Origin of the sequence: Streptomyces sp. VNUA24, assembly GCF_029167005.1 — a bacterium.
Classification (GTDB): domain Bacteria; phylum Actinomycetota; class Actinomycetes; order Streptomycetales; family Streptomycetaceae; genus Streptomyces; species Streptomyces scabiei.
Genome location: NZ_CP119143.1, coordinates 2884690 through 2904704 on the forward strand (window position 1 = coordinate 2884690; position 20015 = coordinate 2904704).

At 73.6% G+C, this 20015-nt stretch carries 16 protein-coding genes; 3 read left to right on the top strand and 13 right to left on the bottom strand.

The genetic code is table 11. The features are described from left to right. The 3 genes from ligD to PYR72_RS12090 all read right to left on the bottom strand — a co-directional run bounded on the left by ligD (window position 1) and on the right by PYR72_RS12090 (window position 4241). A complete protein-coding gene (ligD, locus tag PYR72_RS12080) occupies window positions 1–969 on the bottom strand; it encodes a non-homologous end-joining DNA ligase (protein ID WP_275455335.1) in 969 nt (322 codons plus the stop codon). Between the two features lie 63 nt (window positions 970–1032). Beyond that, window positions 1033–2880: a transketolase gene (locus PYR72_RS12085; protein ID WP_275455336.1), complete on the bottom strand. Its 1848-nt coding sequence runs from the start codon at window positions 2878–2880 to the stop codon at window positions 1033–1035. Further along, the gene (locus tag PYR72_RS12090; protein ID WP_275455337.1) at window positions 2877–4241 is read right to left on the bottom strand and encodes an NAD(P)/FAD-dependent oxidoreductase; all 1365 of its coding nucleotides are present in this window, start codon (window positions 4239–4241) and stop codon (window positions 2877–2879) included. The genes PYR72_RS12085 and PYR72_RS12090 overlap by 4 nt, the downstream gene beginning before the upstream one ends. A gap of 215 nt (window positions 4242–4456) precedes the next feature. On the opposite strand from PYR72_RS12090, the gene PYR72_RS12095 reads away from it, so the two are divergent. Together PYR72_RS12095 and PYR72_RS12100 are read left to right on the top strand one after the other, a co-directional pair. Continuing rightward, window positions 4457–5419 carry an LLM class F420-dependent oxidoreductase gene (locus PYR72_RS12095; protein ID WP_275455338.1) on the top strand — a complete coding sequence of 321 codons (963 nt, stop codon included), beginning with the start codon at window positions 4457–4459 and terminating at the stop codon, window positions 5417–5419. 264 nt (window positions 5420–5683) lie between these two features. Then, the gene (locus PYR72_RS12100) at window positions 5684–6037 is read left to right on the top strand and encodes a VOC family protein (protein ID WP_275455339.1); all 354 of its coding nucleotides are present in this window, start codon (window positions 5684–5686) and stop codon (window positions 6035–6037) included. On the opposite strand, the gene PYR72_RS12105 is transcribed toward PYR72_RS12100, so the two are convergent. From PYR72_RS12105 to PYR72_RS12150, 10 genes are all read right to left on the bottom strand, one after another. After that, on the bottom strand, window positions 6034–6603 hold the full coding sequence (locus PYR72_RS12105) for a GNAT family protein (protein ID WP_275455340.1): 570 nt from the start codon (window positions 6601–6603) through the stop codon (window positions 6034–6036). The two genes, PYR72_RS12100 and PYR72_RS12105, sit on opposite strands and share 4 nt — an antisense overlap. Window positions 6604–6653: 50 nt before the next feature. Beyond that, the gene (locus tag PYR72_RS12110) at window positions 6654–6902 is read right to left on the bottom strand and encodes a LapA family protein (protein WP_059082275.1); all 249 of its coding nucleotides are present in this window, start codon (window positions 6900–6902) and stop codon (window positions 6654–6656) included. Between the two features lie 71 nt (window positions 6903–6973). Next, window positions 6974–7903 (bottom strand): LD-carboxypeptidase, encoded by a 930-nt coding sequence (locus tag PYR72_RS12115; protein WP_275455341.1) that lies wholly within the window; start codon window positions 7901–7903, stop codon window positions 6974–6976. Beyond that, window positions 7900–9870 carry an LpqB family beta-propeller domain-containing protein gene (locus PYR72_RS12120; RefSeq protein ID WP_275455342.1) on the bottom strand — a complete coding sequence of 657 codons (1971 nt, stop codon included), beginning with the start codon at window positions 9868–9870 and terminating at the stop codon, window positions 7900–7902. The genes PYR72_RS12115 and PYR72_RS12120 overlap by 4 nt, the downstream gene beginning before the upstream one ends. A gap of 39 nt (window positions 9871–9909) precedes the next feature. After that, entirely contained in the window at window positions 9910–11259 is a 1350-nt protein-coding gene (locus tag PYR72_RS12125; RefSeq protein WP_275455343.1) for a M20/M25/M40 family metallo-hydrolase, read from the bottom strand. Continuing rightward, on the bottom strand, window positions 11252–12085 hold the full coding sequence (locus PYR72_RS12130; protein ID WP_059082279.1) for a M55 family metallopeptidase: 834 nt from the start codon (window positions 12083–12085) through the stop codon (window positions 11252–11254). Before PYR72_RS12130 ends, PYR72_RS12125 begins: the two co-directional genes overlap by 8 nt. A gap of 125 nt (window positions 12086–12210) precedes the next feature. Beyond that, window positions 12211–12951 (bottom strand): class I SAM-dependent methyltransferase, encoded by a 741-nt coding sequence (locus tag PYR72_RS12135; protein WP_275455344.1) that lies wholly within the window; start codon window positions 12949–12951, stop codon window positions 12211–12213. Window positions 12952–13081: 130 nt separating this feature from the next. Continuing rightward, window positions 13082–15547 carry a SpoIIE family protein phosphatase gene (locus PYR72_RS12140; RefSeq protein WP_275460389.1) on the bottom strand — a complete coding sequence of 822 codons (2466 nt, stop codon included), beginning with the start codon at window positions 15545–15547 and terminating at the stop codon, window positions 13082–13084. A gap of 164 nt (window positions 15548–15711) precedes the next feature. Further along, complete coding sequence (locus tag PYR72_RS12145) at window positions 15712–18078, bottom strand: MFS transporter (protein ID WP_275455345.1); 2367 nt, start codon at window positions 18076–18078, stop codon at window positions 15712–15714. 192 nt (window positions 18079–18270) lie between these two features. Beyond that, window positions 18271–18714 carry an SRPBCC family protein gene (locus PYR72_RS12150; protein ID WP_012999610.1) on the bottom strand — a complete coding sequence of 148 codons (444 nt, stop codon included), beginning with the start codon at window positions 18712–18714 and terminating at the stop codon, window positions 18271–18273. Window positions 18715–18923: 209 nt separating this feature from the next. Between PYR72_RS12150 and PYR72_RS12155 the strand changes: the two genes are divergently transcribed. Beyond that, on the top strand, window positions 18924–19967 hold the full coding sequence (locus PYR72_RS12155) for an Rv2578c family radical SAM protein (RefSeq protein ID WP_275455346.1): 1044 nt from the start codon (window positions 18924–18926) through the stop codon (window positions 19965–19967). The last annotated feature ends 48 nt before the right edge of the window (window positions 19968–20015 follow it).

A 20015-nucleotide genomic window follows, 5' to 3' on the forward strand; every position in this document is an offset into this window, starting at 1 on the left:
TCAGCCGTGCAGCGCCGCGAGCCGCCGACGGGCCGGCCCCAGTGCCCGCCCCCTGCTCATCGCCCCGGCCCAGGGGTCGGTGCGGGCCTGCTCGACGGCGTCCGCCAGGGTCCAGCGGCGGGCGTCGACGGCCGGGTCGGCGAGCTGTTCCCAGGTGAGGGGCGCGGCCACGGGCGCGCCGGGGAGGGCCCGCACGGTGTAGGGGGCGACGGCGGTCTGGGCGTAGGCGTTGCGCTGGATGTCGAGGTAGAGCCGGTCGCCGCGGTCCTTCTTGCGGGCCTCGGTGGTCAGCCGCCCGGGATGGGCGCGGGCCAGGGTCCCGGCGATCTCCCCGGCGAAGGCGCGGACCTCGTCGAAGTCCGCGCGGCCGTTCAGCGGCACGACGACGTGGACCCCCCTGGAGCCGGTGGTCATCGGCACGGACGGCAGCCTCAGCTCGTCCAGCAGCTCCCGTACGAGGACCGCGGCGTCCCGGACCGTGGCGAAGTCGTCGACCGCCGGGTCGAGGTCGACGACCAGCCGGTCGGGCCGGTGGACGTCACCGGTCCGGGAGAGCCAGCGGTGCAGGGTGAGGCAGGCCTGGTCGGCCAGGTAGACGAGGGTGGCCGCGTCCCCGCACACGGGGTGGACGACGGTGCCGCCCTCCTTGCCGACCTCGACGCGCTCGATCCAGTCCGGGTAGTGCCCGGGGGTGTTCTTCTGCATGAACATGGGCCCGTCGATGCCGTCGGGGTGCCGTTCCAGCATCAGCGGGCGCCCGCGCAGGTGCGGGAGCATGAAGGGGGCGACGGCGCGGTGGTAGGCGACGAGATCGGCCTTGGTGTATGCGTTGCCGCCTCCGCCGCCACGGTTGCCGCCGCCGTCACCACGGTCGCCGTCGCCGTCGCCGTCGGCGGGGAAGAGCACCTTGTCCGGCCGGTGGATCTCGACCGTCCGGCGGCCGACCCGCATCCGGTGTGTGTTCCCCATCGCCGGGCTCCCTTCCGTGGACGCGGTGTCTGCGTGGACGCGGTGTCTGCGTGGACGCGGGCCTCAGGGCGCGATCGCGTACTCCACCAGCAGCCGCCCGGCGACCGCGATCGCCTCCGCGTCGATGCCCGCCTCGCGCAGCTGCTCCTCGGGGGAGGCCGAGCCCGGCATCGTACGGACGGCGAGGCGGACCAGGCGGGGCACGGGGCGGCCGTCGAGGAAGGCGTCGAGGACCGCGTCCCCGAGGCCGCCCTCCTCGTGGTGGTCCTCGACGGTGAGGATGCAGCCGGTGCGTTCGGCGGCCTCGCGCAGGGTGCGGCGGTCGACCGGCTTGACCGAGTAGAGGTCGATCACCCGGACCTGGATGCCCTCGGCGTCCAGCGCGTCGGCGGCCTTGAGGGCCTCGTGGACGGTGACCCCGGCGGCCACGACGGTCAGCCGGTCGGTGTCCGAGGCGCGCAGCACCTTGCTGCCGCCGACCGGGAACTCCTCGGTGGGGCTGTAGAGGACGGGCAGGGCGCCCCGGGACGTCCGCAGATAGCGGATGCCTTCGAGGCCGGCCATGCCGGCGACCAGGCGGGCGGTCTGGTTGGCGTCGCACGGGTACAGCACCGTGGAGTCGTGGACCGAGCGCATCATCGCCAGGTCCTCCAGGCCCATCTGCGAGGGCCCGTCCTGGCCGATGGCGCACCCCGCGTGGGAGCCGACGAGGTTGAGGCCGGACCCGCTGACCGAGGCCATCCGGATGAAGTCGTGGGCCCGGGTGAGGAACGCCGCGAACGTGGAGGCGTACGGCACCCAGCCGCGCGCCGCGAGCCCGACCGCCGCGGCCACCATCTGCTGTTCGGCGATGTAGCACTCGAAGTACCGCTCGGAGTGTTCCTTGGCGAAGAGCTCGGCGCGGGTGGAGTCGCCGACCTCGCCGTCCAGGGCGACGACGTCACCGCGCGCGTCGCCGAGCGCGGCGAGCGCCTGCCCGAAGGCGTCGCGGGTGGCCACCTCGTCGCCGGTCTCGAACCGCGGCAGATCCAGGTGTCCGGTGCGGACGGCGTGCAGCATGCGGGCGGCGGGCGGCTGCCGGATCTCGACGCGCAGGTCGGTCACGCCGCCGAGTTCCGCGATCGCCTCGTCCGCGTCCTTGAGCGGCTTGCCGTGCAGGCCCTCGCGGTCCTGGACGGCCTCGACGCCCTTGCCCTTGAGGGTGCGGGCGAGGATCACGGTCGGCTGGCCCTTGGTGGACGCGGCCTCGCCGTAGGCGCGGTCGACGGCGTCCACGTCGTGCCCGTCGACCTCGATCGTGTGCCAGCCGAAGGCCGCGAAGCGGCGGGCGTAGGCGGCCAGGTCGTGCCCGTGCCGGGTGGGTCCGCGCTGCCCGAGCCGGTTGACGTCGACGATCGCCGTCAGGTTGTCCAGATGCTCGTACGCGGCGTGTTCGGCGGCCTCCCACACCGAGCCCTCGGCGAGTTCGCTGTCGCCGCACAGCACCCACACCCGGTAGCCGGTACGGTCCAGCCGTTTCCCGGCCAGCGCGATGCCGACGCCGACGGGCAGGCCCTGGCCGAGGGAGCCGGTGGCGGTCTCCACCCATGGCAGCCGCCGGGGCGTGGGATGCCCTTCGAGCCGGCTGCCCAGCTTGCGGAACGTCATCAGCTCGGTCTCGCTGATCGCGCCGGCCGCCCGGTACGCGGCGTACAGCAGCGGCGAGGCGTGCCCCTTGGAGAGCACGAAACGGTCGTTCCCGGGGTGCTGCGGGCGTTCGAAGTCGTACCGCAGATGCTTGGCGAGCAGCACCGCCATCAGGTCGGCGGCCGACATCGACGACGTCGGGTGCCCGGATCCGGCCGCGCCGGACGCGCGCACGCTGTCCACCCTCAACTGCTGTGCCAGCTCGCTGAGTCGACGGCTGTTCATGACGCTCCTTCCGAACGTTCGGCGTGTGCGGGCCGGCCCGCGTCCGGACCCGGCGCTCCCGCGGGCATCCGCGCCAGCTCCGGTGAGGCCGTGTCCAGGGGGACCGACCAGGACCGTACGAGGCCCAACTGGACGCCCTGGCGGGGCAGTACGGCGTCCAGGAGCCAGTCGGCGGCGACCCGGACGCGGTTGCCGGGCATCGCGGCGAGGTGGTAGCCGCGGGTGACGGCGCCGGCGGCCACGCCGGACAGCGGTATACCGAGGGGGTTGGCGGCGGCCTTGACGCCACCGAGGTCCACGACGAAGCCCAGGTCGCTGTGGCGGTAGGGCCTCGGCTCGCCGCGGCCGAGGGAGGCGGCGACATTGAGGGCGGCCACCTTGCCCTGCCGCCAGGCGTGCTGGGCGGTCATCGGCGTGTACCGGCCCGGCTTGGTCAGATCGGGCACGGCGGCCGCGTCGCCGCAGGCGAACACCTCGGGCCTGCCGGGCACCTGCAGCGTGGGTTCCACCAGCAGCCGGCCGCGCTCCATCGGCAGCCCCAGGGACTCGGCGAGCGGATCGGGCCGCACGCCCACGCACCACACCAGCGTGCGCGTGTCGACGAACTCCCCGTCGCTCAGGAGCACTCCGTCCTCGGTCGCCTCCTTCACGGAGGTCTCCGTGCGCACGTCGACGCCCCGCTGCCGCAGCACCTCGTCGGCGGTCCGCGACAGCTTATCGTCCATCTCGGGCAGCACCCGTTTCGCGATGTCGACCAGCACCCAGCGCGGCCGGACGCCTCCGCGCAGCGGCTGCTGCCGGGCCAGTGCGTCGGTGAACATCTGGCCCTGGGCGGCCACCTCGGTGCCGGTGTAGCCGGCGCCGACCACCACGAAGGTGCAGCGCGCGCGGCAGCTCTCGGGGTCCTCGCTGCCGGCCGCCAGCTCCACCTGCCGGGTCACGTGGTCCCGGAGGTACAGCGCCTCGGGCAGTCCCCGGAAGCCGTGGGCGTGCTCGGCGACACCCGGGATCGGCAGCAGCTTGTTCACGCTGCCGGCCGCGAGCACCAGCCGGTCGTAGGTCAGCATGCCGGTCCCGCCCTCGGGGTCCGTGTAGCGCACGGTGCGCGCGTCGAGGTCGATGTCCCCGGCCTCCCCGAGCACCAGACGCACATGGCGCAGGGTGCCGGTGAGGGAGACGGTCACCCGACGCGGCTCCAGGACACCGGCGGCGACCTGGGGCAGCAGGGGCAGATACAGGAAGTAGTCGGTCGGGTTGAGCAGGGTGATGTCGGCCTTGTTCCGGGTCAGCCGCGCGAGGGTGCGGGCGGTCCGGTATCCGGCGAAGCCGGCGCCGACGATCAGGATGCGGGGTCGGCTCACGGGTTCGCCTCCGGCGGGGTCGCGCATACGGGGTCCTCGGAGTCCTTGAGGCGTATGGGTCGGGTCCTGTGGCGTACGGACCTTCCGCGTCCCCCTGGTCAGGACGCCCAAACCGGACGGGCCCGGCCCGTGCGGTTGGTTTCCGCCCCGGCCCCCGGGTACCCGGACGCCGAACCGACCCCGTCCCGACCGCACATGTCGCGGAGGTGCCCCCCATGCCCGAGTACGGATACTTCCTGGCCACCGAGGAGTTCGGTCCCGCGGAGCTGATCGAGCAGGCGAGGATGGCCGAACAGGCCGGATTCGACTGTCTGTGGATCTCGGACCACTTCCATCCGTGGAACGACGCCCAGGGCCAGAGCCCGTTCGTGTGGTCCGTGATCGGCGCGCTGTCCGAGGCCGTGTCGCTGCCCGTCGAAACGGCGGTGACCTGCCCGACCGTGCGGATCCACCCGGCGATCGTCGCGCAGGCGGCGGCGACCTGCGCGGTGATGACCGGCGGCCGGTTCCGTCTCGGCATCGGCTCGGGCGAGGCGCTCAACGAGCATGTGCTCGGCACCCGTTGGCCTCCGGCGGACGTCCGCCTGGAGATGCTGGAGGAGTCGGTGCAGGTGATGCGGCGGCTGTTCACCGGCGAGGAGGTCACCCATCGCGGCCCCCACTTCACGGTGGAGAACGCCCGCCTCTACACGCTCCCCGACCAGCCCGTGCCGATCGACATCTCCGGCTTCGGTCCCAAGGCCACCGCGCTCGCCGCCCGGATCGGCGACGGCTTCATCACCATGGGCCCCGACGAGGAGCTGGTCACGCAGTACCGCAAGGGCGGCGGGGGCGCGAACCTCGTCAGCGGCGGGACGAAGGTGTGCTGGGGCACGGACCGGGACGCGGCCGTCCGCCGCGTCCGCGGGCTCTGGTCGAGTCAGCTGCTGCCGGGCGAGATGGCCCAGATCCTGCCCACCCCGAGCCACTTCGAGCAGCTGGAGCCGATGGTCACCGAGCAGATGGTGGGCGAGAACACGGTCTGCGGCGACGACGTGGACGAACACGTCGCCGAACTGCGGGCGTTCGCCGACGCCGGCTTCGACCGCGTCCACGTCAGCCAGATCGGCCCGGACCAGCGGGGCTTCTTCGACTTCTACCGCACGAAGGTGCTGCCGCGGCTGCGGGACGCGGGCTGAGCGGAGGGTGCGTCTTCGGGTGCGGGTTCGGGTGCGAGTCCGGTGGGGGCTGGTCGCGCAGTTCCCCGCGCCCCTGAAAAGCCGGGGCTGCGCCCCATGCTTTTCAGGCCCGCAGGGCCTGTGTCTTTCAGGGGCGCGGGGAACTGCGCGAGAAGCCCTCACCGGACCCGCACCCGCCCACACGAAGGCACCCCCTTCGGCGATCCCCCTCGATCCCCTCGATTCGATCACCGCCCCCGCCCGGCCCCAACTAGGCTCGTGCACATGGAGATTCTCGGTACCACGCTCCGCATCTGCGTCGAGGACCTGGAAGCGGCGGTCCCGTTCTACGAGAGACTCTCGGGCGGACCGGCGATGCGTTTCGAACGCGGTGGCGTCCAGGTCGCCGCGGTGGGCTGCTTCCTGCTGATGAGCGGTCCGGAGTCGGAGCTGGAGGTCCTGCGGAAGGTCACCGCCACCATCGCCGTCGAGGACGTCGACGAGGCCCACCGGATCCTCACCGACTCCGGCGCGCGGGTGCTGGCCGGCCCGATCCCCACCCCCGTCGGCCGCAACCTCATCGCGGTCCACCCGGACGGTTCGGTCTACGAGTACGCCGACCGCCGGGCGACGGGCTAGTCCCGGCCCGGACCCCGGTCCCCGGGACCGGCGCCTCGTACCGGTCCCGGTCGTCCCATCTCCACCGTCAGTGCCCATCGCTGGTGGTCCCGCCAGGCCCCGTCGATGAAGAGGAAGTCCGGCGAGAACCCCTCCAGCCGGAAGCCGCACCGGCGGGCCAGCGCGATGGAGGCGGCGTTGCCCGGCTGGACGTTGATCTCCAGCCGGTGCAGCCCCATGAAGTCGAACGCGTAGTCGATGACCAGTCCCAGTCCCTCGCCCATCAGCCCCCGCCCGGCGGCATGCGCGAAGGCCCCGTAGCCGAGGGCGCCGCTGCGGAAGCCGCCCTCCACGATGTTGTTGATGTTGATGAACCCGGCGATCCCCCCGCCGTCCCGCTCGCACACCAGGAACCCGGCCTTCGTCGGATCTCCGGTGAGCCGTCCCGCGTAGGCGGCGTACGCGGCGGGGGTGGCCGGGGGGAACAGCCACGGATGGTGCAGATCCCTGCTCTCCCGCACCCGCGCGGTGAACTCGGAGCCGTCCTCGGGCGTGAAGTGCCGGATCCCGACGCGGGATCCCCTCATGAGGTGACGAACGTGTTCGGACACCCCGCCACGGTACGTCGGACCGGGTGTCACCTGCGCCGTCTCATGAAGAACGCCCCGCACACCGCCCCGACCAGGCCCGTCCCCAGCAGCGCCAGCCACAGCGGCATGGTGACCTCGGTGACCAGCAGTTCGATCTCGGTGCTCTGCGTGTTCTGGAAGACGAAGACCAGCGCGAGGGCCGCGAGCAGACCCATGAGGACCCTGCCGGGTGTCAGCAGGTCGCCCCACCGCCGGCGCCGGTGCGTCCCCACCCGTTCCGATGTCTTCGGGCTCATGTCTCCAGGATGACGCGGGTCGCCGGGACCCGCCCGGTGGGAGGTCCCGGCGGGGCCCGCGGCACCGGCCGTCAGACCAGCGCCGGCTCGTCCAGCGTCAGGGTCCCGGCCTCCGCGTCCAGCTCCGCCGTCACCCCGAACGGGATCGTCAGCGCCCCCTCCCCGTGCCCGAACCCGAACTCCTCCACCGCCGGGACCCCGAGCCCGCCGATCCGGTCCACGAGCAGGGCCCGCACCTTGTCGTACGGTTCGCACTCCGCCCAGGAGCCGAGGACGACACCGGCGACGCCGTCGAGCCAGCCCGCGCGCAGGAGCTGGGTGAGGTAGCGGTCCAGGCGGTAGTTCTCCTCGCCGACGTCCTCCAGGCAGAGGAGGGCGCCCCGGGCGGAGGGGCGGGCGTGCGGGTTGCCCAGCTCGGCGGCGAGCAGGCACAGACAGCCGCCGAGGAGGACGCCCCGGGCGCGGCCCGGCAGCAGGGCGGTGCTCCCCTCGGCGGCCCGGATCGTGCGGACCGTCTCGGGGGCGAACAGGGTGGCGCGCAGATGGTCCTGGGCCCGGGTGTTCTTGATGAAGTCGACGCCCGCCGCCATGGGTCCGTGCAGCGTCACCACGCCCGCGCGGGTGGCGAACGCCTCGTGGAGTGCCGTGATGTCGCTGAACCCGACGAGGGCCTTGGGGCCCGCCGCGCGGATGGCGTCCCAGTCGAGCAGGTCGGCCATGCGCTGGACGCCGTAGCCGCCGCGGGCGCAGAACACGGCGGAGACGGACGGGTCGCACCAGGCGGCCTGGAGGTCGGCGGCCCGGTCGGCGTCCGTACCGGCGAGGTAGGGGAAGTCGGGGTGCCGGTCGAGCGTGTGCGGGGCGACGACGGGGTCGAGGTCCCAGCCGCGCAGGATGTCCAGCCCGGCGCTCAGCCGCTCCTCGGCCACCGGCCCGCTGGGGGCGACGACGGCCACACGGGCACCGGGGGCGAGACGGGCGGGTCTGGTCAGTGGTGTCACTTGGTGAGCTCCAGAGTAGGGATTCCCGGAGGATTCAACCCGAAGACCTGCGCGTACAGCGAAAGCTCCGCCTCCAGGACCCGCACCGTCGTCTCCGCCCGCCGGAAGCCGTGCCCCTCCCCCTCGAAGGCGATGTAGGCGTGCGGCACCCGCCGCTCCTGCATCCTGGCCAGGAACCGCTCGCACTGCGCGGGCGGGCAGATCACGTCGTCGAGGCCCTGGAGCAGCAGGAACGGCGCGGTGATCCGGTCGGCGTGCTCGCTCGGCGACCGCTCCGCGTACCGCATCGGCTCCTGCGCGAGCGGCCCCACCAGGCTCTCCAGGTACTGCGACTCGAAGTCGTGGGTCTCCCCCGACGCCCAGGTCGTGAGGTCGAGGATGGGGTACAGGATCGTGCCGCAGGCGTAGACGTCGGTCGTGGTGAGGGAGACGGCGGCGGTCCAGCCACCGGCGCTGCCGCCCCTGACGGCGAGCCGGGTCCGGTCGGCCGTGCCCTCGTCGGCGAGGGCGAGCGCCACGGCCGCGCAGTCCTCGACGTCCACGACGCCCCACTGTTCGCGCAGCCGGTTGCGGTACTCCCGCCCGTACCCGGTCGACCCGCCGTAGTTGACCTCGGCCACCCCGATGCCGCGGGAGGTGAAGTAGGCGATCGCCAGGTCGAGGACCAGGGGTGCCCGGCTGGTGGGCCCGCCGTGCGCCCAGATCACGTACGGCGGCAGTTCGGTGCTGAAGGCGACGCAGCCGGGGTGGTGCGGCGGATAGACGTGCGCGTGGATCTCGCGTCCGGCGGGCCCGAGGAAGGAACGGATCTGGGGCTCGGGGTAGTAGGTGGGGTCGACCGGGTCGTCGTGCGCGGCCCCGATCACCCGGGCGTCGCCGGTGGCCGCGTCCAGCTCGACCACCTCGTAGGCGCTGCGGGGACTGGCCCCGATGCCGATGACCCGGCTGCCGTGCACGGCGAGCGACGGGGCGAACTCCGTCCACGGCCCGGCCGCGTCGACGACCTGGCCGGTGTCCAGGTCGAGGATGCCGAGCGCGGTGGCGCCCCGCCCGTGCACCACGGCGGCGAGCCCGTCGTCCAGCAGCGCGAACCAGCGCCAGCCGATCTTCCACAGCGGCCCGCCGAACTCCTCCTCCCGCGCGCACAGGGGCGTGCGGTCCCCGCTGTCGGGGTCGAGCCGGTAGAGGTTCCAGTAGCCGGTGGTGTCGCTGGAGTGGATCAGGGTCCCGTCGGCCGCCCATTCGGCCTGGGCGACCGACTCCTCCGGGCCGCCCGCGACGGTCCGCGGTTCGCCCAGCCGGCCCTCCCCGGTCACCTCGGCGACCAGCAGCGAGGTGCCGTCCCACGGCATGCCCGGGTGGTCCCAGGCCAGCCATGCGGCGCGGCGGCCGTCGGGCGAGAGGCGGGGGCCGGTGACGAACCGCCGGGTGTCGTCGGTGAGTTCGCGTACGGCGTGCCGGTCCTCGGCCGCCGAGCCGTCCAGCGGCACCGCGGCGACGACCCGCCGGACGTCGGTCGGTCCGTCCCCGGTGAACTCCTCCAGGACGCACCACACCTCGTCGCGTTCCGGGTGCGGTCGCGGGTCCGCCCAGCGCAGACCGCCGCCCACCGGCGACACCGGGGTGAGCGGCACGGGCTCGCCGCCCGGGGCGAACCGGTAGAGGCGCTGGTCGGCGTGGTGCACGAAGACCACGAGGGGGCCGTCGTCCCTCAGGACGCCGGCCCAGGGCAGCCCGCCGTACTCCATGACCCGGCTGCGCACGTTCCACGGGGCCGGCAGCACCGACTCCTCCGTGCCGTCGGCCGTGCGCCTGACCAGGGTGCGCCGGCCGCCCTCGGCGGGCCGGGGTTCGGTCCACCAGACCTCGTCGCCGACGAAGCCCACGAACTCGGGTTGCCCGTCGTGCGCCGCGGCGAGCGCCGCGTCGATCGGCGAGGGCCACGCGCCGTACGCCAGAGTCTGCATCCTGTCCCCCATCTCCCACGGTCCCCCGTGTGCCATCGCTCAGGCCGTCCGCAGGAAGCGGTCGAGCACGCGGACGCCGAAGTGGAGCGCCTCGACCGGGACGCGCTCGTCGACCCCGTGGAACATCGCCGCGTAGTCGAAGCCCTCGGGCAGCTTCAGCGGCGAGAAGCCGTACCCGGTGATGCCGAGCCGGGAGAACTGCTTGGCGTCGGTGCCGCCCGGCATGCAGTACGGCACCACGTGCCCCTCGGGTGCGAACTCCTCGACGGCGGCCCGCATCCGCGCGTACGTCGGCGAGTCCACCGGCGCCTGCAGGGCCACTTCCCGGTGCTCGAACTCCCACTCCACGTCCGGGCCGGTGAGCAGGTCGAGGGTCTCCCCGAACTCGTCCTCGCCCCCGGGCAGGAACCGCCCGTCGACGCGGGCGACGGCCTCCCCCGGAATCACGTTGACCTTGTAACCGGCGTCCAGCATCGTCGGGTTGGCGCTGTTGCGTACGGTCGCCTCGACCAGGGCGGCGGCCGGGCCGAGCTTGTCCAGGAGCCGGTCGACGCCGCCGGGGCGGTCGAGGTCCGCGTCGACCCCGTACAGCGTGGCGAGGGCGGTGAGGGCCGCACGGACGGTCGGGGTGAGCCGCAGCGGCCACTCGTGCGCGCCGATCCGGGCGATCGCGGCCGCCAGCCGGGTCACCGCGTTGGTCCGGTTCACCTTGGAGCCGTGGCCGGCCCGGCCGCGCGCGGTGAGCTTCAGCCAGCCGGTGCCCCGCTCCCCGGCGGCGATCGGGTAGATCCTGCGGCCCGCGCCGTCGTGGAAGGTGAACGCCCCCGACTCGCTGATGCCCTCGGTGCAGCCCTCGAAGAGTCCGGGGTGCGTGTCGGCGAGGAAGCCCGAGCCGTCCGCGGCGCTCGCCTCCTCGTCGGCGGTGAACGCGATCACGACGTCCCTGCGGGGCCGCACGCCGGTGCGCGCCCAGTGCCGGACGACCGCGAGGATCATCGCGTCCATGTTCTTCATGTCGACCGCGCCCCGGCCCCACACCACCCCGTCGCGGATCTCCCCGGAGAACGGGTGCACGGTCCAGTCCGCGGCCTGCGCGGGCACCACGTCCAGATGACCGTGGACGAGCAGCGCGTCCGCCGACGGGTCGGTGCCCTCGATCCGGGTCACCACGTTGGTCCGGCCCTCGGTGCGCTCCAGCAGGGTGGGCTCGGGGCCGGCCTCGGCCAGCAGCGCGGCGGCGTACTCGGCCGCGGGCCGCTCGCGGCAGTCCCCGCCGCCGCGGTTGGTGGTGTCGATGCGGATGAGGTCGGAGGTGAACCGGACCACCTCGTCCAGCGCCTGCCGCTCCGAGGACTCCGCCGTCCGCCGGAGCCGTTCCGACTCAGCCATATGTCTCCTCCACCGCGGCCGAGACGATCGTGGTGACCGCCTTGAACGTACGGATTCCCTCGTACATGGTCGGGCTGGTGTACGCGATCCTGCGTTCACCGGTACGGGTCACGCCCGGGACGACCGTCGCGGCCATCGCCAGGTGCTCGGCGTCGAACTCCAGCGCCACGGTGAACGGGCCGCCCCTGACCGGAGCGTGCCGTACGGCGAGCGAGGCGGCCTCCTTCGCCGCCGCGCGGATGTCGGCGGCCGTTCTCGCCGGGGTGCGGCACACCGCCGCGTACCGCGACACATGGTCCTTGACCGCGACTTTGAGCGCCTCGGGCGCATACCCCAGGGCGTCCTCGCACGCCACGTCGTCGCCGGTCACCAGCACCACCGGTACCCCGTACTCGGCCACGACATGCGCGTTGAGCAGCCCCTCGCTGGCCCGTTCCTCGTTCACCCAGACCCCGGTGATCGAGTTGGCCAGGTAGGTGTGGGCGAGGACGCCCTCCATGCCGGCGCCCGCGTGGTAGCCCACGAAGGCGATGCCGTCCACGTCGCCGTGCTGCACGCCCTCCACCATGGACAGGGCCTTGTGCCGCCCCGTGAGCATCTGCGCGCGCTCGTCCAGCTCCTCCAGCAGCAGGTTGCGCATCGTCCAGTGCGCCTCGTTGATCAGCACCTCGTCGGCGCCGCCGTCCAGGAAGCCGAGCACGGCGGCGTTCACGTCCGAGGTGAACATCGAACGGCACCGCTCCCACTGCGGTGTCCCCGGCAGAACGTCGGCCGGCCAGGTGACACCGGTGGCGCCCTCCATGTCGGCGCTGATGAGGATCTTCATGGCTCGAAACCGTACGCGTTCGCGCCGATGCGTGGCAGACCTGTGGATAACTCTCACCGCCACGGCCCACGGGCGTTCCCGGAAGGCCGCGGGGGCCCCTTCCGGGGCCCCCGCGCCGTGCGCTTCTACGCCGTGCGTTCTGGAGCCGTGCGCCCTGCCACGTACCACCTCGACGGCAGTTCGATCCGGGTGCCGTCCGCCGTGTGCTCGGTGGTGATCAGCGGAAGCTCGCCCTGGGCGACGAGGGTCAGGCCGGCGGCCCGCAGGTACTCCGGGACCGCGGCGTCGCCGACCTCGCCCGGGGCGATCCCGTGACGCAGGACCGGGGCGAGTCTGGCCGGAGGGCCGCCGGGGCCCTGGGCGAGCCCCATGAGGACGGGCCGGGCGGCCTCGGCGAGTTCGACGAGGCAGACCCGGCCCCGCTCGCCCACCAGCGTGGCCACCGTGTCGGCGAGGCGCTGCCGGTCGTCGGGCTCGCACTGGTGGAGCACACCGCGTACGTAGACGTTGGCGTCGCCGAGGTCGGCGTGCAGGGCCTCGGCCTGTGTGCCGTCGGCCGCGTCCAGCACACGGTAGGCGGCCCGGCCGTCGGGGTCGGCGCGGCGGGCCAGGTCGACGGCGGCGGTGGAGAGGTCGACGCCGATCACCCGGGAGAAACGGTCGGCCAGGTAGCGGGTCTGGGTGCCGTTCCCGCATCCGAGGTCCACGAGCGGCAGGTCCGGGGTGGTCAGACGGGGCTCGAACAGGGCGAGATGGACGGCGGCGGTCCGTTCGGGCCCGGCGTCCCAGAAGACCTCCCCCGGTCCGTCCGGGGCCTCCCGCCAGAACCCCTCCCAGGCTTCCCGGTACCGACTCGTCACACCCATGCCCAACCCCCCGGAAACGGCGTCGCGGCCGCCACGGCGGCGGCCCAGATCGGTCTACCGCGCCGTGAGCACGGCGGCAAGTGATCGGCACGGACCTTCACGCCGCGTCCGGGAGCCACACGCCCCGCGTTCAGCGGCGTCTCGGCAGTGTCAGCTCGAACCACACCGTCTTGCCCGCGCCGGTCCGGCTGGTGCCCCACTCCCGGGCCAGGGTGGTCAGGACGCGCAGTCCCCGGCCGAACTCGTCCGTGGGCGCCGCGCTGAGCAGGGTCGGCAGGGTGGGGTCGTCGTCGTAGACCTCGCACTGCAGGGTGTCGCCGCGGACCAGGCGGAGGTCGACACGGCGCCCGCGCGCGTGCCGGACGGCATTGGTGACGAGTTCGCCGACCAGGAGGGCGGTGGTGTCCACGAGGGCGTCGAGGCCCCAGACGTACAGCTGTTCGCGGACGACGGCACGGGCGCGGGCCGCCTCGACCGGGTCGCGGGTCAGGCGCCACTCGGCGACGTCCTCGGGCTCGATGCCGTTGAGCCGGGCCATCAGCAGGGCCACGTCGTCCTTGCGGCCGCCGCGTGTGTTGAGGGCGCGGATGATCGTGTCGCAGGCCTGGTCCATGGAGGCGGCCGGGTGGGCGGCGGACTCGCAGAGGGTGGCGAGGCCGACACCGATGTCCTCGCCGCGCACCTCGACCAGTCCGTCGGTGCACATCACGAGCCGGTCGCCGGGCTCCACGCGCACGCGTACCGCCTCGAAAGGCACTCCTCCCACCCCGATCGGGGCGCCCGTGGGCAGATGGAGGAGTTCGCTGCGGCCGTCCACCGCGCGGACCAGCACGGGCGGGATGTGCCCGGCGTTGGCGAGGTGCAGCTCGCCCCCGATGGGGTCGTAGACGGCGTAGAGGCAGGTCGCGAGGTAGTGCTCGCCGAGCCGCTGGGCGAGGTCGTCGAGGTTGCGCAGCAGCTGCGCGGGCGGCAGGTCGAGGGCGGCCATGGTCTGCACGGCCGTGCGCAGCTGGCCCATCATCGCGGCCGAGTTGAGGCCGTGCCCCATGACGTCGCCGACGACCAGGGCGGTGCGGCCGCCGGGCAGCTTCACCGAGTCGAACCAGTCGCCGCCGACCCGGCCGAGGAGGGTGCCCGGGAGGTAGCGGGTGGCGATGTCGCAGCCCGCCATGTGGGCGTCGATCTGCGGGAGCATGCTGTCCTGGAGCGTCTCGGCGACGTTCTCCTGGTAGGTGTACATGCGGGCGTTGTCGAGGACCAGGCCCGCGCGGGCGGCGAGTTCGGCGCCGGTGACGCGGTCCATGTCGTCGAAGACCTCGCGCTCCGGGTGGCGCAGCAGGATCATGAATCCGAGCACCACGTTGCGGGCCTTCAGGGGGACGACCAGCATGGAGCGGCCCGTGATGAGCGGGCGGATGTCGCGCTTGTCGAACTGCGCGGCGATCGCGTGCCCCATCTGCTCGCTGATCCGGGGCACGAGGACGGGTTCGCCGGTGGTCATGCACTGGAAGAACGGGGTGTGCGCCGGGAACGGCATGGCCTCGCCGACGGGGACGACGTCGTCCCAGCGGCCCGGCTCGTCGGTGTGCTCCAGGGCGACCCGGTGCCACATGGTCGTCGTGTCCGGCACACCGTCGGGGAACCCCTCGCCCGCGACGACCTGCTCGCGCAGATAGGTGCCGGCGACGTCGGTGAAGCGGGGCACGACCGCCCGGCTGACCTCGACGATGGTCTGCGACAGGTCGAGGGAGGTGCCGATGCGTCCGCTGACCTCGTTGAGGAACTCCAAGCGCTCGCGTACGGCCGCGTATTCGAGGTCCTGCGCCTCCTCCAGCGCCTCCGGGGGAACCGGCAGCCCCTCGGCGACGGCGCGCGCGGCCCGCTCACGGCGCGCCCGGCGCTCCGCGCGCCGGGGCACGCCCCAGTCGGGGGTGACGGGCACCCGGTCGTTCTGGCTGAACTCCAGCACCGGATAGCCCAGTTCGAGGACCTGGGCGACGATGCGGGCGCTCTCGCCGACGCTCATGCTGGGCAGGATCTCGGGGAGCCTGCGGGCCAGTTCCTCGGCGCCGGGGAAGTCGGTGTGCAGGGCGAAGCCGGGCGCGATGCGCTCGACGGCGACGGCGGGCCCGTCGTCGCGCCGGCGCAGCGCCTCGGCGTCGGCCGCCAGCACCAGGAGGCGCTCCCGGCCGGGACCGACCAGGGGGTAGGCCCACCACAGGACGTCCGTGCGGTCGCGGCCGGGCACGGTGAGCCGGGCGCGGCCGGCCGCCGGGTAGGCGAGGTGCCCGTCGAGGGAGGTCTCCAGGTCGTGGCCGAGCGCGTCGTACGCGCCGCCGTACGCCCCGTGGGGCGGGGCCGGGTCCTCGTCCGGGAGGGCGCCGGCGACGGGCAGCAGGTCCAGGGCGGGCCGGCCCGTCGCCTCTTCCCTGGTGGTGCCGAAGAGCCGGCGTGCGCCGGTGCTCCAGTGCGATACGAGGCCGGCGCGGTCCACGACGACCACGGCCAGGGGGATACGACCGACCGCGGCCCCCTCCGCCGTGCCGTCACCGGCTCCGAGGCCGGTAGTCGCGCCCGTGTCGGTGCCACGGTCCATGGCCAAGGCCCTCTCTCCCCACGGCTCCCAAGATCTGCGCCGCCCCCACTACCGTACGGCCGCGTAGCGTCGCGATGTGTGGCAATACGCGAATTGCTCCCCGGGAGCCTCCGGCGCACGCGCAGGCCACGCGGGCGGCGCGCGATCACGCGCACGCCCCCTGCTCAGTCCGCGTGCCCCAGCCGCACGTCCTGTTCGGTTCCGCCGCCGTCGACCTGGAGCACCGTCGCGACGGGGGGATACCCGGTGGCGATGACGGTGTACTCGCCGGCGGCGAGGTCGGCGAACCGGAACGTTCCGTCGACGCCGGTGGTGATCGTGCCGACGACGTCTCCGGCGGCGTCCAGGAGCGTCACGCGCGCGTCCTCCACCGGCCGGCCGCCCCCGGCGCGGACCGTGCCGAGCAGCACGGCGCCCCCGGCCAGTTCGACGTCCAGGCGGGTCTCGCGGGCGGCCCGGACGGTGACCGGGAGCGCGGCCGGGCGGTGGGAGTGGGCGCTCACGGCGAGGGTGTAGTCGCCGGCGGCCAGCTCGGTGACGAGGTAGTCGCCCCGCGCCCCGCTGCGGGTGGTCACGACGACCTCGCCGCGCGCGTCGGTGAGCGTGACGGTCGCCTCGCCCACCGCACGCCCGTCCGCCGTCCGCACGGTCCCGGTCAGGCGTCCCGCGCCGCCCAGGACGATGTCCACCTCGACGGGGCCCTCCCCGACGGTGACGCTCACGGCCTGCGGCTGGTGACCGCCGGCGGCCGCGATCAGCACGTACGCCCCCGGCCCGGGGGTCGACAGCGCGTACCGCCCGTCCTCGCCGCTGCCGCCCCGCCCGGTCTGCCGGCCACCGGCGTCGATCAGGGTGAGGGCGGCGCGGGGCACGACGGTGCCGTCGGACTGCTGGACCGTACCGAGGACGGGGACGCCGGCCTCGTGGGGAGCGCGGGCCTGCGGCACCCGGCCGGCGGGCACGGGGGCGGGCCCGGCGGGCGCCTCGTCGCACGGCGGCGGGGTCCGCTCCTTGAGGAAGCAGGCGGCGAGGGCCCCGAGGGCGAGCACCGGCGTGAGGTACAGGAAGAGCCCCGGCAGGGTCTGCGCGTAGGCGGCGACGTAGGTGTCGCGCAGTGGGGCGGGCAGGGCGTGGACGAGCTCGGGGGTGAGGGAGCCGGGGTCGGGGAGCACGGCCCCCGGGCGCTCGGGAAGGCGGTCCGCGAGGCGGGCGGTGAGGAGCGCGCCGACGGCGGCCGCCCCGACGGCGCCGCCGAGCTGCCGGAAGCAGTCGCCGGCGGCGGTGGCGGTCCCGGTGTCGGCGGGGCGTACGGAGTTCTGCACCGCGAGGACCAGGACCGGCATCACCATGCCGATGCCGGCGCCGAGGACGGCCGTCCGGATGCCGAACTGCAGCGGGGGCGTGTCCGTCTGCAGGCGGGACAGCAGCCAGACGCCGAGGGCGGCCAGGGCGGTGCCGAGGACCGGGTACGTCCGGTAGTGGCCGGTGCGGGCGATGAGCCGGCCGCAGACGACGGACGTGCCGACGATGCCGGCCGTCATCGGCAGCATGAGCAGCCCGGACGCGGTGGCGGAGATCCCGGTGACCATCCGCAGCTGGTTCGGCAGGTAGGTGGCGGTGCCGAAGAGGGCGACGCCGACGGTGACCCCCACGAGGCCGCTCACCAGGAAGACCGGGTCCCGGAACAGCCGCAGGGGCAGCAGGGGCTGGACCGCGAACCGCTCGACGACGAGGAGCAGCGCGGTCGCCAGGACCGCGCCGGCGGCGAGAGCGAGCACCGGCCGCGCGTTCCAGGCGTGGACGGTGCCGGCCCGGCCGGCCAGCAGCACCAGGCAGACCGCGACGACGGCGAGCAGCAGCGTGCCGAGCACGTCGAGACGCCCCCGGGCGGTGGTCCTGCGCGGCCGCAGCGCGAAGGTGACGACGGCCAGGGCGAGGAGCCCGCAGGGCACGTTGACGTAGAAGCACCAGCGCCAGGAGAGGTGGTCGGTGAGCCAGCCGCCCAGGAGCGGACCGGTGACGGAGGCGAGTCCGAAGACGGCCCCGACGACGCCCAGACGGCGGCCGGGGCGCCGCGCCGGCACGAGGTCGGCGACGATCGTCTGCACACCGGTCATGAGGCCGCCCGCGCCGACCCCCTGGAGCGCGCGGAACGCGATGAACTGGTCCATGGTCCGGGCGAGTCCGGCCAGGGCGGAGCCGGCCACGAAGAGCACCAGCGCGCACTGGAACACGCCCTTGGGCCCGCGCAGTTCGCTCAGCCGGGAGTGGACGGGGAGGGTGACGGCGGCGGTGAGGAGATAGGCGGCGATCGCCCAGGACATCCGGTCGACGCCGCGCAGCTCGCCGACGATCTCGGGGAGGGCGGTGGCGACGGCCATCTGCTCCAGCGCGGCCAGGAGCAGGACGAGGAGGAGGGCTGAGAAGACCAGCCGGGCCCGGTGCGGGCCGTACGCGGGAGGTCCGTCCGCCGGTGGCGGTGTCGCGGGTGTGGTGGCCGGTTCGTCCTTCACCAGTGTGGTCGGGCCCATGCGTACCGCTCCCCTCGTCGCACTTACCGCACATTTCCCGCGATAAGCGGGAACTGTCGGCAAGTGCGACGAGTTACGGCATTCCGGCGCGCGTCACGGAGATCCACCCGAACCGGTGAGGACGGCAACGCGCCCCCGGGGCGCGCCCGTTGGGCCGGGTGCCGCGGGCGGCGCGGTCCCTGGCCCCGGTGGCTACTTCTCCACCTCGGCGGCGAGGTTGGCGAGCAGGGCGTCGTAGATCCGGGCGAGGCCCTTGGGGGCGAAGGTCTTCTCGAAGAAGCCGCCGATACCGCCGGCGCCCTGCCAGGTGGTGGTGACGACGACACGGGAGCTGCCCTCGCCGGCCGGGGTGACCCGCCAGACGGTGACCATGGAGGAGTTGCGGTCCTTCTCCACGAGTTCACCGTCGGAGGGCTCGGTGACCTCCAGCAGGCAGTCACGGACACGCTTGCTGGTGGCCTGGAGCTTCCAGTGGACGAGGGTGCCCTCGCCGTCGCCGCCCTCGCGCACCTCGTACTCGCTGAAGTGCTGCGGCATCAGCTTCTCGCGCGCGCCGTTGTACTCGGCCAGGGTGTCGAACACCGTCTCCGCGTCCGCCGCTACGACTCGTTCGGTCGTGGCCTCGACCTGCGCCATTGCACTTCCTCCAGCACTTGGTAACTCGGGGATGTGCGGAAAGCCAACCACCCCCCGGCCGGAGGGCCCAAATCGGGGTGCCCTCGGGGGCCGCGGCGGACTGCCCCGAAGACCCCCGACGAGACCTCCACACGATGTTCGAAAGCCAGTTCGCACGATCAAGGGAACATGTGTTCTATTCTGGGAACAGAGCGACCGAGGAGGCGTCCATGCGCTGGGACCATCTGGCCGAGAACCCCGCCACGGCCCGGGACGCCGCACTGTTCGGCGCGGACCTGGTGACGAGCCGCACCTTCGACACCCCCGAGTTCCGCGGCATGACCTTCCACGAGGTCCGGGCGCGCACGATCGTGAACCGGGTGCCGGGAGCCTCCCGCATGCCGTTCGAATGGACGGTGAACCCCTACCGGGGCTGCGCGCACGCGTGCGTCTACTGCTTCGCCCGCAAGACCCACAGCTATCTGGACCTCGACACGGGCCTCGACTTCGACTCGCAGATCGTCGTGAAGGTCAACGCGCCCGACCTGCTGCGCCGGCAGCTGGCCTCACCACGCTGGCACGGCGAGCACATCGCGATGGGCACCAACGTCGACTGCTACCAGCGCGCGGAGGGCCGTTACCGTCTGATGCCGGGCATCATCGCGGCCCTGCGCGACCACGCGAACCCCTTCTCGATCCTCACCAAGGGCACGCTGATCCTGCGTGACCTGGACCTGATCCGGCAGGCGGCGGAGGTCACCGAGGTCGGCCTGTCGGTCTCCGTCGGCTTCACGGACCACGAGCTGTGGCGCACGGTCGAGCCCGGCACGCCCGCTCCCGAGCGCCGACTGGACGTCGTCCGCGCCTTCGCCGAACTGGGGATCGGCTGCGGGGTGCTGATGGCCCCCGTGCTGCCCTTCCTCAGCGACCACCCCGACCGGCTGCGCGAGACCGTGCGGGCCGTCGCGGCCTCCGGCGCCGGCTCCGTGACCCCGCTGGTGCTGCATCTGCGGCCCGGCGCACGCGAGTGGTACATGGCCTGGCTGGCCCGCCATCACCCCCGTCTCGTACGGCGTTACGAGCTGCTGTACGCGGAGGGCGCCTACGCGCCGAAGTGGTACCAGCGGCAGATCACCCGTCAGGTCCACGAACTGGCCGAGGAGTACGGCATGGGCCCGCGGCGCACGCAGCCGCCGCGACGGCTGCCCGTGCGCGAACGCCCCGGGCCGGAGTCGGCCCCGCCCACGGAACCGACCCAGCTGACCCTGCTCTGAACCGTCTCCGGAGCATCCGGGCGCTTCTGCCGTCCGAACGGGTCAAGT